The following is a 14,686-nucleotide window of genomic DNA, read 5'->3' on the forward strand; positions in this document are numbered from 1 at the left end:
TTTGACTACCTGCGGGTCCGCCGGGCATTCACCCCCCGCCCAACCGTCATCCCGCAGGGTCGATGGCGACGCCGATGAGACCCGGCAACTCATCGATGTTCTGCTGCTCCTCATCTACGTCTAATGAGAACCTCGTCGACCATGCGGCGACCCGGTCCTCGCAGCTTCCGTATCCAGGTTTCAAGACCGGGTTCGCCCGGGCGCCCAGGCCCGTCTACCCATTCGGGGTCCCTGTAAACGCTCCTGTTACGGGCAGGCGGTGACTTCGTACAGTTTCGCTTCGCCACGTTGGGCCCGGAGCGTAAAGCCGGGAGTCTCGTCGGGAATGTGAAGTCCGGCGAAGCCGTGGTTTCCCCCATGTACTTCGCGGGTGCCAAAGTCAAGCACATAACGCACGTTGTCCGCCGCGGCTGCGCTGCACACCTCAGGGTCAGTGCTTGCTTCCCTGAACTTGTCGTTCAGAAGCTCCACGGATTTCGTGTATGTCGTCAACGTGTGCTTGGACGTTGTATTACGGTCGGCCAGGGCGAAAGCCATGGCTCCTCCCGTCCATGGGTTCACCGCTATGGTTGCCTCGGGCGGCACGATGGCGTCCAATTCTTCTATAAGCGCCATCTCATCCGCGCTGACCAGTGCGGAATCAGCTGTAGTCACATAGTTCGCCCTTGCTGAGGCTATGGATGCCCTGAGCGGCAGCGTTTGAAGCACCATAAGGACGCCCAGCAGCGCCAGTGGGACAAGAACAGGGACGACGAGACGAGAGTCTGTAAACCGGGGCGGAAGGAAAGTCAGTGAAGATCGCCGTTCCACCCACAGATGTTGCAGCTTGCCAGCCAGCCAGCCCACACCGGCGGCGGCCAGCGGCACGGCTGCAACCGGAAGCAGGGCTGCAAGGCGGTAACTGTCGTTGTACCAGACTCCCGTGAGGGCATCGCGGTCCTGTCCGGCCGCCCCTGCCGAGACGACAACAAAAAGCACGGCCACAACTATGAAGGATCCAAGCAGCCATATGCGTTGGTGTCGCCGAAACATCACTACAACACCGGTAATCAGAAGGATACTCACTGCAAACGCTGGTGGCCTTTGCATTGCCGAGTTAGTGATGACCTCCCCAATTGCCTGGCCCGGCGTTTGGAACGGTAGCCAAGTGGCGGCGGCCGCGGGAGGACGGATGTAATTCCACATCACCACGATGACGCCAAGAATCCCGAGCAGCCCCACTCCCATGACGGCTGTCCGCCCATGGCCATTGTTACTCCGATACCGCAATAAGAAGAACCGGAGGAAGGAAACCAACAGAATGGGAATGGAGACAGCCAGGAGGGACATCAGCCCGTTCGGATGTGCAATGGCAATGCCTGTCGCCGCCATTGGCGCCAGTACATAGCGAGCCAGCACGGGGTGATCTGTTCTATCGCTGATACCAAAAAAGATCGCAACTGTCGCCAGAGCAGCCGGCAGCATGCTGATGGCAAGAAAATTCGGGTAAAGCACGCCAAAGTCCAAGAGAAGCAGCGGGAATGAACTGAACCCCGCAGAGAGTACACCTGCGGCAGCGACCGCATAGGCGTTGGGCCCGATGGCGGTCCGGGCAAGGAACATGCAGCCCGCCGTCCACACGGTCGCCGCTATGCACAGGTTCAGCACATTAACGGCAACGCTGATCGGTGACCCCGTCACCTGTACAAGGAGTGATGCCAGCCCGTGCCAGGCTGCCGGGTAGAAATATGGTGGACTGTCGCCGGAGGTCATGCTTGAAAGGCTCAGCGAGGATGCATTCCCGGTGTCAAGGACATACCGGATGGCATTTAGATGAAACACGTTGTCGAAGGTTTGGGAGATGTTCTCCGGTCGATCGAAGGCTTTGTAAAGCTGGAAGGCGATCGATGAGGAGCCGGCGAGGAATCCGGCCGCAGCAATGGCAGTGGCCTTCGTCGGCGTCCGGAACGTCCAATGGGGGACCAGGTTCATGCCGCTCTTTCCCCTGCGCTCCAGCACCATGCGCATCACAAAAAGTGCCCCGGATATGAGCGCCGTTGCCACGATGACGGGGAGAGGCCCCCAGCTTACGCCAGCCAATGGCGCTGCTATGGCTGTAACAGCGACAACACTGATGGTCAACACAGGGGCGACGGCTAGGTACCAGAGGCGTTGAAGACCCAAGGCAGCGACAATGAACAGCCCGGGGATAAACAAAAGGGCAAGGCACGCAAGGATGGCGGGCACGGTTGAAAACCAACTCATTGAGAAGCTCCACTCAAACAATACGACGGCACCTTAGGCGCCGCCCGGAAAAGCCTAGTTCTCCAAGAGGCCCAAGAGATAGCTGCCGTAACCGCTCTTGATGAGCGGTTCTGCGCGGTCGCGGAGATCCTGGTCCGTCAGGAACCCTTGGCGCCAGGCAATTTCCTCTGGAGCGCCGATTTTAAGGCCCTGCCGGTTTTCCACCGTGCGGATGAAGTTGGACGCATCGCTCAAATCATTGAAGGTACCGGTATCCAACCAAGCCGTACCGCGGGGGAGGATCTCCACCTGCAGGTCACCGCGCTGAAGGTATGCCCTGTTGACGTCAGTTATTTCGAGCTCCCCTCGGGGCGAAGGCTTTAGGTTTCGGGCGATGTCCACAACGTCATTGTCATAGAAATACAGGCCCGGCACTGCGTAGTGGCTTTTGGGCTTCTCCGGCTTTTCCTCAAGTGACAGGGCCTTGCCCTCATCGTCGAATTCCACCACGCCGTAGGCCTTCGGATCCTTAACCCAGTAGCCGAACACAGCGCCCCCCTTTATGTCGGAGTGCCGCCTGAGCTGGGTGCCCATGCCCTGACCATAGAAGATGTTGTCACCGAGCACGAGGGCGACCGTCTCATCGCCGATGTGGTCAGCGCCGAGAATGAAGGCCTGCGCCAGTCCGTCAGGAGAGGGCTGCTGCACGTAGGTAAGGTTAATACCGAACTGGGAACCGTCACCAAGCAGCCTCTGGAACTGGTCTGCGTCGTGTGGTGTGGTGATGATGAGAATGTCGCGGATACCGGCCAGTATCAGAGTGGAAAGCGGGTAGTAAATCATGGGTTTGTCGTAAACCGGGACCAGTTGCTTGCTGATGCCAAGGGTGATCGGGTGAAGCCGGGACCCAGTTCCACCGGCCAGAATAATTCCACGCATGGTACCCATCCTCCCGTACCCGTACCCGAGACGCCAAACGCTATACAATGGACCGTCCGACCACCCTAAAGGAAGCAACGGTTTGAGCCTGTCCACTCTGCGACCCACGGTCATCTCATCACCGGTGCTGGGGCGGCCCCTCGATCCAAGAGCCAACAGCCTGAACCTCATCCGGCTCGTCCTTGCCTTGGCGGTTCTTTTCGCCCACAGCTGGCACATCGTCGGTGCAGGCCACGGTCCGACTTTCCAAGGCGAGAATCTGGGCGGTTGGGCGGTAGCCGGCTTTTTCGGGATCAGCGGGTACCTGATTACGGCCAGTAGGTTCGGTAACCGGATAGGTCCCTACCTGGTTCACAGAGTGGCACGGATCTTTCCGGCATTCATCGTGTGTCTCGTGGTGATGGCCTTTGTGTTCGCTCCGGTCGCTTACTTGGTACAGCGGGGCAGCCTGGACGGATTCATGTCCACGCCCACCACGCCCCTCAACTCGGTTTTTGCGAATCTGTCCCTTCGGATCGTCAGCTACGACGTTGCCGGTACGCCCGCAGGGGTCCCCTATCCGGGAGCCTGGAATGGGTCGCTTTGGACGTTGTATTTCGAGTTCATGTGTTATCTGCTCGTTGCGTTACTTGGATTCCTGCCCATGGTCCGGAAATCTCCGTGGCCAATCATCGCGGCGTTTATCCTGAGCGTTCTCCTGTGGGCCAATATGGAAATGCTAAGGCCCCTCATGCAGTCAAACACGGACTTTGAGTTGGCTGCCAGGTTGATCCCGTACTTCCTGGGGGGAGCTGTGGTTCAAGTCCTGAGCCCAAGAATCGGCATTCATCGGGTCGCAGGTCCGGTGGCCGTCTTGATTGCAGCGGCGTTTATTGTTTGGGTCCCAGGCTTCGGAGGCCAGCTGGCAGCGCCGTTCATCGCCTACTCGCTGCTCTGGATTTCCACATGGTTGCCCCAGCCCGTCATCGTCTCCAAGCATGACATCTCCTACGGGGCCTATATCTATGCCTTCCCTGTGCAGCAGATGCTGGCGGTCTTTGGGGCCCACCACTGGGGAGTCTGGTGGTTTACCCTTGCTGCGACCCTCCTTACCGTTCCTCTGGCCGCTGCCAGCTGGCGTTTGCTGGAAAGGCCCATCATGCGCAGGGCGAAGAAGAGCGCTTAGCGATCCCGGTCCTGAACAGGGCAGAAGGGGAAGACCGGGCTTTATCCCATCCCTGCTGCAGGATAATTACGACCAAGGGGCGAGCATGAGCAGTTGTCCTTCCACTGCCGCTCGTTGCAAGCCGAAGCCAGTTGATTGCCTGCGCGAACGTAAAAGGACAAGATGTCCGGCAGGAAAGGAACCACTGCGATCACAGCGACAGGCGAGGTAACCAGCAAGGCGCAAGTCACTTCTGACATCAGTAGGAGATAACCGGGGTCGCTGAAGGGGACAGCGGCGGTTCAGTGGGATGGCTCGGCGAACCTCTTAGCCGGCACGGCGCTGACCTGTCCTGCCTGCGAGGCCATCGCTTATTCCGGCCACCGCGTGGGACAGACGCTCCAAACGCCCCGGTGCCAGCAGCGTCACGATCGCCAAGTGGCGGTAGTCTGCCAGGAATCCTTTCAGGGCCCACCATGGCTGACCGCGCCAGTACTTCCGCGAAAGGAGGATGCGGTTCCTGAACAGGTAATAGTAGCGCCAGGAAGCGGCGGTCCGCACTTTTACCGGAACGCCGCGAAATGACAGGTCGGCACCCAACAGACGCGCCGTGGTCATGTTTCCCAACGTGTGGTTCAGCGCCGCATCCGGAGCAATGACAGCGTTGAACCCCGCAGACTGGCACCGCAGAAAGTATTCAGTGTCCACTCCGTCGATGAATAGATCGCTTTGGAATGTCCCTAACTCCTCCAGAACCGCAACGGGCAGGAGCAGCCCCGATTGTATGGGTTCCCCTCCCAAGGTTATGCCGTTCCGCACGCCGGCACGGCGGGTCGGAAGGCCCCTGATGGAAGCCGGAGCAACCATGCCTACCTTTACGCCTGCTTCTTCCGCCTTTTCGGCCCCTGCCTCAAGAGCAGCCACGTAACCGTCGTCGAGCAGGCTGTCCTGGTCCATGGTGAGGATATAGCGGGGACGTGCCGGCGAGGCGAGTGCGACTGCAATTCCGGCGTTCAGGGCCTGGGCAATTCCGGAGTTGTCGTTGAGCCTCTCCACGGTACAGCCGAGGTCCCTTAGCTCCTGGAGGATATGACTGGGATCCTGGGGACTTCCATCGTCGACAATGACTACCTGGGTAACTTGGGAAAGCAGCGCGGCCGCGTTCTTCAGAATGTGCTCGTCAGGATTAAACAGGCTGACTACGGCGGTGGTTGCTGTGGACCTCATATGCTCGCCGGTCAGGCGGGCTGAACGTCTGGCTGGGCATCAATCCAGTTAGCCAGCCGTTCGATGCCTTGGGCCAGACTGTACTGTGGACTCCACCCCAGGACCTTCTCAGCGGCGGTAATGTCGGCCCATGCGTGGCGGACATCCCCCTGCCTGTACTGGCCGGTGACGTGCGCGGCAGGTGCGTTATAGTGCTCGGCTATAAGTCTGGCGGCAGTGCCAATTGTTTGGAACTCTCCGGAGCCAATATCCATTGGCTCCCCCTGGACAGTTGGAGAGACGGCGGCGGCGACGATAGCCGAAGCAACATCGTCGATGAGAATGAAGTCACGGCGGACTTCTCCGTCTTCATACAGCGGAATTGATTTCCCGCCCATTGCCATCCGGCAGAACAGGCTCATGATGCCAGTGTATGGATTGATCAGGGACTGGCCGGGCCCATAGACATTCTGGAGCCGAAGGATGACCGTCTCCACTCCGTAGGACTTGGCCCAGGTTTGAAGCACGTGTTCCTGGGCCAGCTTCGTTGCGCCGTAAACGCTGACCGGCGCCGGGAAGACGTCCGATGCCTTCATGGCAACGGGGGAGGCCCCCGGGAAATCCCACTGCGCCTTATCGAGCGTTTCGCTTGTCCGCTGGCCAGGATAAAAAGTGCGTCCTTCAGCGTCCATCCAGGCACCTTCTCCATAAACTGCACGGCTGGAGGACAGTACGATACGCCGGGGCAGTTTGGCATGGCGGTTGAGGCCGTCCAGAAGTTGGGACGTCCCAACCACGTTTACATGGGTATGCCGGGTGGACTCCTCCAAGGACTGCCCCGTTCCGGTTTCGGCAGCCAAATGGATCACGACGTCGGGCGTCACTTCCCGCAGGACCGAATCCCACGTCTGCGCCTCGGTGACATCGGCGACGATAAGTTCCGCTGCGAGGTTCAGCTGCGGCGGCCGTTCTCCTGTGCTATGTATCTGTGGGTGGAGGTTGTCGACCACAACCAGGCGGTCAAATCTCTGGGCCAGTTCATCGGAGATAGCGCAGCCGATAAAGCCGGCACCGCCTGTTACCAGAACAGTGCCGCCAGGGCGGGCGGAAGTTGCAGAGGTAGTCACGTGGGACCTTTCGTAGCTGGCGGCGTTACTTGCCGAAGGTGTGTCGGACCAAAGCCTTGACGGCAGCGGCGTTTTTGCCGAGGACGGCCTTGGGAAGAAGTGACGCCGCATGGGCACGGGATGTCAGCCTTAGCTGTGCGGCCCGGGCGGCCTTATTCCATCCCAGCTCACGTGCCTGTCCCGCAGCGACAGCGAAATACTCGCGTTCACCGGCAAACCTGGAGCCGTCGACAAGTTTGGTGGATGAGGCACTGTTTGAGTGCCGACGGTATTTAAAGCAAACAGTGGGCTCGATAAGGAGTTGGTCCCCGTTGTAGACCATGTCCATGATCAGGGCGAGGTCCTGGATAATGGGGAATCCGTCCCGGAATTGCACCTTGCGGATGTTGTCAGTCCGGAAAGCAAGCGATGGCCAATAGAGCCAGTCACCGTGCATAAGGTTGCTGGCAATCGCCTCGCCCGAGATGAGTCGCCGGCCGTCGCCGCCGGGCTTGATGACCCTCTGCTTGACAGTGTCCACCAGTGTTGTGACGTCGCGGCCGTCTTCGTCAATGACCTGGACCCCCGGTTGAATAAGGGCAGCCTCCGGATATTGTGCGTGGGCCTGGAGGATGGTGAAGACGTAGTTCGGGAGCAGCACATCGTCACACCCGAGGATAACCAGCACATCTTCTGTAGCCATAGAGACGCAGGTGCGGTAGTTCTCCGTTATTCCCGCGTTATGGTCCTTGCGGACGTAACGGACACGGTCATCCTTTATGGCCATCATAAAATCGTGTATTTCCATGGTGGGATATGCGTCATCCACCACTGTGAGGAGCCAGTCATCGGAGTCCTGCGACAGGACACTTTTAACCGTTTCCTTCATGTATTCCGGGTCGCCCCAGTACGGAATAAAAATATCCAACGGCATGAGTCAGTTCGAACCTTTGTCTCGTAGATCGGGCTTGGCTGCGGGGTGGTGGTTGTCCGGAGATGTCGCAATAGAGTCCGACGGCCCCATCATGGGCCGTGACTGGCGGTTGTCCAATTCCTCTACCTGCACGCGCAGAATCGCAACCTCCTCCGCGAGCGTCCGTGTTTCGTCTTCAACGACGGATATCTCCCAGGAGAGGTGTAGGCACACTCCGAGCAGCATCAGAATGCTCATGGCGAACAGCAGGTTGGAGGGCAGTTGCACCCCGACAAACTCCGCAACGACATTGAGCATGCGGGGGAAGGCTGCCAGAACAAGGGTCAGTACTCCGACGATCAGCCAAAGGACGGCGTACTTCTCCCGGAGCTTTTTCCGCCGGAGCATTTCGACGACCAAGCCAACAATTACCAGGGCAAGCAGGAAGGCAGCGATATTACCCATGCTTTAGGCACCGGTCGCATAAGGTGACGTTGGGCCACTTTGAGCCAGATGGGAACGCTTACGGGTCAGGGCAAACAACAGGGCAAACACCGATCTTCCAAGGTATATGGCGGCCTTCGCGGGATTGTGGCTGGGCTTCCCGCCCTGGCGGGCACGCATTTCCACTGGCACCTGGGTGACCGTGCAGCCGGAACGGATTGCAACGACCAGGGAGTCAATAGTGTCGCCAAGGTACTCGGCCGGATAGTGGTCCAGGTACTGATCCATGGCGCGCAGGTTCGCTGCCCGGAAGCCGCTGGTGACGTCGGTCAGGCGCGTCTTGGCAAGCCCGGAAATCACTTTCGCCAAGAGTTGCATGGCCCATTTCCTTGGGCCTGTGACTTTATAGTCGCCGCGGTCTGCAAACCTGGCGCCGATAGAGATGTCGGCTTGCGACAGTCCCTCGAGCACTTCGTCAATGCTGCGGGGATCGTGTTGGCCATCCGAGTCCACCTGAATCACCTGCGCGTAACCGCAACGCCGGGCGTACTTAAAGCCTGCCCGCATGGCACCGCCCACGCCGAGGTTGAATGGCAAGTTGAGGACCGTCGCCCCGGCGGCCGCAGCAACAGTCGCGGTGTTGTCCGTAGACCCGTCATTGACTACAAGGACGTCATACCGGGGGTCTGTGTTGAGAACTTCCCGCACGGTGTTACCGACGGCTTCCGACTCATTCCAGGCAGGCATGATCACCAGGACGCGCGGATGGGGGGTGGATTCCATGGTGTCCAAACTATATCAACTTCGTTCTGTTGATTCGGCGCCGATGCCTGTTCCTGCACGACGGGGCGGCTGAGGAAACCGCCGATGCCACGAGTTACGCAATGGGGCCTCAGGGCGGTTCAGCCGAAATCCCAGGCCGTGCAGCCTAAGATGGGACGGGCTCTCCAAAGACATGCCGGCGAGCCAGGAAGTACTCCCGCATACGGAAGGAGCAGGGTGGAGACCAACCCAACTGGCATCCCGTACCACGCCGACGGGCAGAAGATCCGTGCGAGTGTTTGTCTTGCAAGTTACCGTGGTGCGCGTTACATCACGGAACAGCTTGAGTCCATACTTACTCAGCTTGGTCCGAATGATGAATTGGTCATTGTGGATGACGAGTCTCCGGACGACACCGTGGAGCAGATCAAGACCTTTGACGACGGACGGATCCGCCTCATCGAGGCCCGGCTCAACCAGGGCTACGTGAAGTCATTTGAACAGGCTGTCCTTGCTGCCCGTGGAGAGTACATCCTGCTGTCTGACCAGGACGACGTTTGGTTGCCTGGGCGGCTGGAACTGATCGTCGACGCACTTCAAACCTCACGCGTTGTCGCTTCCAACTTCGACGTGCTTGGAGACGGTGCGCGCCCCAATATTCCACGCCTGCGCCACGAGGACAGCCGCCGGCACGCTGCCAATATATTCGGCATCCTGGTGGGCTACCGTGCTTACTACGGATGCGCCATGGGGTTCCGCCGCGATGTGGTCCCACTGTTTGCCCCGGTTCCCCGTTATCTGGTGGAGTCCCACGATCTATGGCTGGCAATCTGCGGCAACCTGGCAGGTTCTATCCGCCATCTGGATGAGTCAACCCTGCTCCGGAGAATTCATGACGACAATGCCACCCCCAGGAGCTGGCGCTCCCTATCCGCCATTGTCAGGGCCCGCATCATGCTGCTCCGGTGCCTTGCCGTGGCGTGGGGCCGGGTTCGACGGTCACAAGGAAGCGGATCTGAGGAGAAGGCCATTGCCAGCCGGTAAGCTGAGGGGATGCAGAATCTCCTTGTGACCGGCGGTGCCGGCTTCATTGGCTCGAATTTCGTCCACTACGTCCTGGAAAATACTGGTGACCACGTCACCGTGCTGGACAAGTTGACGTACGCCGGCAACCTGGAATCTCTGCGGGATCTTCCCGAGGACCGCTTTACGTTTGTTGAGGGAGATATTGCCAACGCCGAACTGGTGGACGGACTGGTTGCGAAGGCAGACGTTGTGGTCCATTACGCGGCGGAGTCACACAATGACAACTCGCTGCATGATCCCCGCCCCTTCCTTGATACCAACATCATTGGTACCTACACGCTGATCGAGGCTGCACGGAAGCACAACAAGCGTTTCCACCACATCTCAACCGACGAGGTGTACGGCGACCTTGAACTCGATGACCCGGAGCGGTTCACCGAGCAGACCCCGTACAACCCGTCCAGCCCGTATTCCTCCACGAAGGCCGGCTCTGACCTGCTGGTGCGCGCCTGGGTCCGATCCTTCGGGCTGCAGGCGACCATCAGCAACTGCTCAAACAACTACGGCCCATACCAGCATGTGGAGAAGTTCATCCCGCGCCAGATCACCAACGTGATCGACGGGATCCGGCCCAAGCTCTACGGCAAGGGCGAGAACGTCCGCGACTGGATCCACGCCAACGACCACTCCTCGGCCGTGCTGGCCATCATCGCCAAAGGAAGAATCGGCGAGACCTACCTGATCGGAGCCGACGGGGAGAAGAACAACAAGGACGTTGTTGAGCTGATCCTGAAGCACATGGGCCAGGCCCCGGACGCGTACGATCACGTCGTCGACCGCCCGGGCCACGACCTGCGCTACGCCATCGATTCCACCAAGCTCCGCGACGAACTCGGCTGGGAACCCCAGTTCTCGAATTTCGACGCCGGCATCGAAGACACCATCGCCTGGTACCGCGAAAACGAAGACTGGTGGCGCCCGCAGAAGGCCCAGACCGAAGCCAAGTACAAGGAACAGGGCCAGTAGGCGATGCAGATCGAGTTCTCGAAAAAACTGACCGCACACGAAACGCCGATCCCCGGCGTCGTCCTTTATGACCTGCCGGTACACGGTGACAACCGTGGCTGGTTCAAGGAAAACTGGCAACGGGAAAAGATGGTGGCCCTTGGCCTGCCGGACTTCCGTCCCGTGCAGAACAACATTTCCTTCAACGAGAAGGCCGGTACCACCCGCGGCATCCACGCCGAGCCGTGGGACAAGTTTATCTCGGTGGCCACGGGGCGCATCTTCGGCGCCTGGGTGGACCTGCGCGAAGGCCCGTCGTTCGGTGCGGTTTTCACTGCTGAACTGGACCCCAGCCAGGCAATCTTCATTCCGCGCGGCGTGGGCAACGCCTTCCAGACCCTGGAGGACAACACGGCCTACACCTACCTGGTCAACGATCACTGGTCAGCGGACGCCCAGGGCCAATACACCTTCCTGAACCTCGCGGACGAGACAGCGGCGATCACTTGGCCGGTGCCGCTGGAGGAAGCAGAACTGTCCGATAAGGACAGGGCGCATCCCCGCCTCGCGGATGTTGTGCCGATGCCTGCCAAGAAGATCCTCGTGGTAGGTGCCGACGGCCAGTTGGGCAAGGCCTTGCGGGAACTTTACGACGGCGACGCAACCGTTGAGTTTGCCGGCCGCGCCGGCTTCGATTTGGGCAGCGAAGCATCCTTCACGGAGCGGAACTGGAAGAACTACTCGACGATTATCAATGCCGCCGCGTACACCGCGGTCGATACCGCGGAAACCGCGGAAGGCCGGGCAGCCGCCTGGGCTGTCAACGTTGCTGCCGTCGCACGGCTGGCGCGTACCGCCGTCGACCATGACCTCACGCTGGTGCACGTTTCCTCCGACTATGTCTTTGACGGTGTCCGCGAGAGCCACGATGAAACTGAACCGTTCACCCCTCTGGGTGTGTACGGGCAGACCAAAGCCGCCGGCGACGCCGTCGTCAGCGTGGTTCCCCGCCACTACATCGTGCGGACCAGCTGGGTAATCGGTGAGGGCAACAACTTCGTGCGGACCATGGCATCCCTCGCCGGCCGCGGCATCGAGCCTTCAGTGGTCAACGACCAGATCGGCCGCCTCAGCTTCACGCAAGATATCGCCGCCGGCATCCAGCACCTGTTGGAGTCGGGCGCTGAATACGGCACCTACAACCTGAGTAACGAGGGCGAACCGCAGTCCTGGGCGGACATTGCCGCCGATGTGTACGAACTCTCGGGCAAGCAACGGACAGCCGTCACAGGAGTCGCTACCGAAGAATACTTCAAGGGCAAAGCGGCCGCGCCCCGGCCTTTGAACAGCGTGCTGGATCTGACGAAGATCAAGAACTCAGGGTTCAAGCCGCGCCCGGCCAGTGAAGTGCTCGCAGCGTACGTTACCCAGCCGGGGCCGGCAGAGTAGCGGTCAGTACTGATGCCTTTTGACCCGGGTTCCTTCGGAGTGGTGGCGCTTGCCGCCTACCAGCCCGACTGGGAGCTCTTTCGTACGCAGCTCCGGTCCATCCAAAACCAAACGCACCGCAACTTCCGGTGCCTGATCTCTGCGGACGGAGGATTCGACGACATTCGGGACTTCGTTGAAAGGGAACTTGGGGGCGACCAACGATTTCACGTGATCGGGTTTGAACAGAGGCTCGGATTCTACGGAAACTTTGAACGGGTTCTCCAGCATGTCCCGGCTGATGCTGCCTGGGTGGCATTGTCCGATCAGGACGACTGCTGGTACCCCTCGAAGCTCGAGACGCTTGTGCCCTACTTGTCGAATGTCAGCCTGGTGGCGGCGCAGGCCAGGGTAGTCAGGAAACCGGACAACGTAGTGGTGGCCGAATCCACCCAGCGCAAGAACGTCGCCCTTGCGGCGCTGCTGGCGCAAAACCAGGTGACCGGAAGCCTGTGCATATTTAAGCGGGACCTGTTAGACGTCGGCCTTCCTTTCCCGCGGTTGAACACCATTTCCCAAGTGCATGACCACTGGCTTGCCGTCTGCGCAGAAGCCCAAGGGGGTGCGCTGGTGATTGATGAGGTGGTCCAGGACTATGTTCAGCACGGCGGTAACGTCCTGGGCGAGGTCGAGGGAAAAAAGGGCCTTGCCAAATCACTCGAGCACGTCAAGGCCCTCTCCCGGAAGTATCGGGGGAGCACCAGTCCATTGGCGATGCTGAGAACAGCCAACGACCTGAGCTTCGGCTGGCGACGCATCATGTCAGATACGTTGCGGCAGCGTATGAGTGGGAACAGTCCCGTTATGAATAACGCCATAGCTGCTTTCGGGACTGGCCATTCATGGTCCTCAACCCTTCGGGTGCTTATTTCGGGTTTGCGAAGCGGGGAGGTCGCCCTGCCATGCTTTGTTGAATTTGTGGCCGGAACTCCCGTGGAGATCTTCACAAAGAACCGCCGAAGGTAGCTGATAGCAACAGTGCATGACGGTCCGGTGGTTGACGGGTGAGGATACGCTGGGGCGCTGCGGCCGGGCCCCCGAGCTAGGACGGATTTTCTACGGCTTCCAGGGGCGGGGGGATCAGATGCCTAAGGCTGGTCCGCACCACCATGATCTGGTAACCGGCAACGACAAGCTCCGCGAGTCCAACCGCCCAGGCAACACCCGGGGCGCCAAACAGCACGCCAAGCAAAAACATCATCGGCACATTAAATGCAGCGCCGATTGCGGTGGATTTTGCAAGGGCGGCGCCTTGTCCCAGGGGGATGAGGCACGCCAGGCCTACGACCTGTGCAACGATCACCCCGGCAAGGATGAGCCCGAAGGGGATGCTAAGGCTGTAGTCAATCGAGATAACTCCACCGGAGAACACCTCGCTCGCCCAAGGGGTCAAAACAGCGAGTAAGACGCCGGCTGCGACTCCGACAATCGGCACGTATTTAGCCACTGTAGTTATTCTGTGCGTGCTTTGACGTGGCCCCGCTTCGGGAATCCATCCCTGAATAACTTGCAGCACAGGGCCAAAGCCCGCGACGGCAAATCGAAACAATTTGTCCGCCAAGGCGTACTGCGGGAGAGCGGCCGCCACAACGTGGTTGACAGCCAGCAAGGGCAGGTTGCTGTTGAGGCTCCCCGTTCCGGCCGCGATCACGCCGTGTTTCTGCGAACCCAACCGCTTCATGGCGGGGACCAGGCGAAGATCCACTTTCACACTGCGCCGTGCTCCAGCCAGAGCGCCTAGCGCTCCAAGTATGACTGCCAGCAGATTGAATGCGAGCAGCGAGAGCACAAAAACAAGAGGTTCAGGGAAGAACTGGGTGAGCACAACGCCAGTTAGGGTTCCAAGCCCCTGGGGCAGCACGTCGAAAAGGAACAGCTTCCAGGGTTTTGCTTCACCGATAAAGAACCACGACGCGCCCAAAAAAGGCAAAACATATGCCACTGAGGCGAGGGCAGTCACTTCGGGATCAGTTTTGCCGATCATCAGCATGACGACATACATCACCGGCGCCGAGAACAGAAAGAGGTAACTCCTGCTGATGAGGGAATCGAGGAACATCTGCGGTCTATCTTGCTCGCTGAGGGACGCCACCAGCGCAGCACCTACGGTTCCCCACCCAAAGGCGACAATTATGCCGAAAATGGCGGCAGTGGCCTGGGCCAATGCCAGTTCTCCCCAGGTTTCCTTGCCCAGGGTGGCGATAACGAACGGGATGGCGAGCAGGTTGATGGCCGTCGAGAATACAAGTGAAGCTGCAAAACCACCAAAGCGGTTCAACAAGGCGGGTGCAGCTTTCGAAGCCACCGAACGTCTCCGATCCTACGGGGTAAGCATGCCGCCCATGCGCGTCGGCATTGAGGCCAGATTGCATCTTACCCTGCGCACTTGGGCGCCGATGAACCCTCAAAGGGACGCATAGGGAATTATCT

General features: G+C 59.6%; 13 protein-coding genes. 5 read left to right on the forward strand and 8 right to left on the reverse strand.

Features of this window, described 5'->3' with window-relative positions; translation table 11 throughout:
* Positions 1-246: 246 nt before the first annotated feature.
* Together HTS88_RS17190 and rfbA are read right to left on the reverse strand one after the other, a co-directional pair.
* Positions 247-2,244, reverse strand: a complete 1,998-nt coding sequence (locus HTS88_RS17190; RefSeq protein ID WP_174180478.1) for a DUF6541 family protein — start codon at positions 2,242-2,244, stop codon at positions 247-249.
* 54 nt (positions 2,245-2,298) lie between these two features.
* On the reverse strand, positions 2,299-3,162 hold the full coding sequence (gene rfbA, locus HTS88_RS17195; RefSeq protein ID WP_174180480.1) for a glucose-1-phosphate thymidylyltransferase RfbA: 864 nt from the start codon (positions 3,160-3,162) through the stop codon (positions 2,299-2,301).
* An 82-nt stretch (positions 3,163-3,244) separates the two neighbouring features.
* On the opposite strand from rfbA, the gene HTS88_RS17200 reads away from it, so the two are divergent.
* On the forward strand, positions 3,245-4,327 hold the full coding sequence (locus tag HTS88_RS17200; RefSeq protein ID WP_174180483.1) for an acyltransferase family protein: 1,083 nt from the start codon (positions 3,245-3,247) through the stop codon (positions 4,325-4,327).
* Positions 4,328-4,633: 306 nt separating this feature from the next.
* Here HTS88_RS17200 and HTS88_RS17205 read toward each other — a convergent pair whose 3' ends face one another.
* Genes HTS88_RS17205 through HTS88_RS17225 form a run of 5 tightly spaced genes read right to left on the reverse strand, consistent with a single transcriptional unit; the run spans position 4,634 to position 8,758 of the window.
* Positions 4,634-5,533 carry a glycosyltransferase gene (locus HTS88_RS17205; RefSeq protein WP_174180485.1) on the reverse strand — a complete coding sequence of 300 codons (900 nt, stop codon included), beginning with the start codon at positions 5,531-5,533 and terminating at the stop codon, positions 4,634-4,636.
* A gap of 11 nt (positions 5,534-5,544) precedes the next feature.
* Positions 5,545-6,639, reverse strand: a complete 1,095-nt coding sequence (locus HTS88_RS17210) for an NAD-dependent epimerase/dehydratase family protein (protein WP_343045003.1) — start codon at positions 6,637-6,639, stop codon at positions 5,545-5,547.
* 25 nt (positions 6,640-6,664) lie between these two features.
* A complete protein-coding gene (locus HTS88_RS17215) occupies positions 6,665-7,552 on the reverse strand; it encodes a glycosyltransferase (RefSeq protein ID WP_174180490.1) in 888 nt (295 codons plus the stop codon).
* Between the two features lie 3 nt (positions 7,553-7,555).
* Positions 7,556-7,996: a DUF2304 domain-containing protein gene (locus HTS88_RS17220; RefSeq protein WP_174180493.1), complete on the reverse strand. Its 441-nt coding sequence runs from the start codon at positions 7,994-7,996 to the stop codon at positions 7,556-7,558.
* A gap of 3 nt (positions 7,997-7,999) precedes the next feature.
* Positions 8,000-8,758: a glycosyltransferase family 2 protein gene (locus HTS88_RS17225; protein WP_174180495.1), complete on the reverse strand. Its 759-nt coding sequence runs from the start codon at positions 8,756-8,758 to the stop codon at positions 8,000-8,002.
* A 216-nt stretch (positions 8,759-8,974) separates the two neighbouring features.
* On the opposite strand from HTS88_RS17225, the gene HTS88_RS17230 reads away from it, so the two are divergent.
* From HTS88_RS17230 to HTS88_RS17245, 4 genes are read left to right on the forward strand one after another with little or no spacing between them, the layout of a single operon-like run.
* Positions 8,975-9,781, forward strand: coding sequence for a glycosyltransferase (locus HTS88_RS17230; protein WP_343045004.1), 807 nt, complete (start codon positions 8,975-8,977; stop codon positions 9,779-9,781).
* Positions 9,782-9,790: 9 nt separating this feature from the next.
* A complete protein-coding gene (gene rfbB, locus HTS88_RS17235) occupies positions 9,791-10,789 on the forward strand; it encodes a dTDP-glucose 4,6-dehydratase (protein ID WP_174180499.1) in 999 nt (332 codons plus the stop codon).
* A 3-nt stretch (positions 10,790-10,792) separates the two neighbouring features.
* A complete protein-coding gene (locus HTS88_RS17240; protein ID WP_174180501.1) occupies positions 10,793-12,217 on the forward strand; it encodes a sugar nucleotide-binding protein in 1,425 nt (474 codons plus the stop codon).
* Between the two features lie 12 nt (positions 12,218-12,229).
* Positions 12,230-13,222: a glycosyltransferase gene (locus HTS88_RS17245; protein ID WP_174180503.1), complete on the forward strand. Its 993-nt coding sequence runs from the start codon at positions 12,230-12,232 to the stop codon at positions 13,220-13,222.
* Positions 13,223-13,298: 76 nt separating this feature from the next.
* Here the strand turns inward: HTS88_RS17245 and HTS88_RS22435 are convergent, their stop codons facing one another.
* Positions 13,299-14,561, reverse strand: coding sequence for a polysaccharide biosynthesis protein (locus HTS88_RS22435; RefSeq protein ID WP_174180505.1), 1,263 nt, complete (start codon positions 14,559-14,561; stop codon positions 13,299-13,301).
* Positions 14,562-14,686 lie beyond the last annotated feature (125 nt).

It is taken from the genome of Pseudarthrobacter oxydans, from assembly GCF_013314975.1.
GTDB lineage: Bacteria > Actinomycetota > Actinomycetes > Actinomycetales > Micrococcaceae > Arthrobacter > Arthrobacter oxydans.

Coding starts and splice junctions, on each gene's coding strand:
- HTS88_RS17190 (WP_174180478.1), bottom strand. CDS start 2,244: ATGAGTTGGTTTTCAACCGTGCCCGCCATCCTTGCGTGCCTTGCCCTT.
- rfbA (WP_174180480.1), bottom strand. CDS start 3,162: ATGCGTGGAATTATTCTGGCCGGTGGAACTGGGTCCCGGCTTCACCCG.
- HTS88_RS17205 (WP_174180485.1), bottom strand. CDS start 5,533: ATGAGGTCCACAGCAACCACCGCCGTAGTCAGCCTGTTTAATCCTGAC.
- HTS88_RS17215 (WP_174180490.1), bottom strand. CDS start 7,552: ATGCCGTTGGATATTTTTATTCCGTACTGGGGCGACCCGGAATACATG.
- HTS88_RS17220 (WP_174180493.1), bottom strand. CDS start 7,996: ATGGGTAATATCGCTGCCTTCCTGCTTGCCCTGGTAATTGTTGGCTTG.
- HTS88_RS17225 (WP_174180495.1), bottom strand. CDS start 8,758: ATGGAATCCACCCCCCATCCGCGCGTCCTGGTGATCATGCCTGCCTGG.
- rfbB (WP_174180499.1), top strand. CDS start 9,791: ATGCAGAATCTCCTTGTGACCGGCGGTGCCGGCTTCATTGGCTCGAAT.
- HTS88_RS17240 (WP_174180501.1), top strand. CDS start 10,793: ATGCAGATCGAGTTCTCGAAAAAACTGACCGCACACGAAACGCCGATC.
- HTS88_RS17245 (WP_174180503.1), top strand. CDS start 12,230: ATGCCTTTTGACCCGGGTTCCTTCGGAGTGGTGGCGCTTGCCGCCTAC.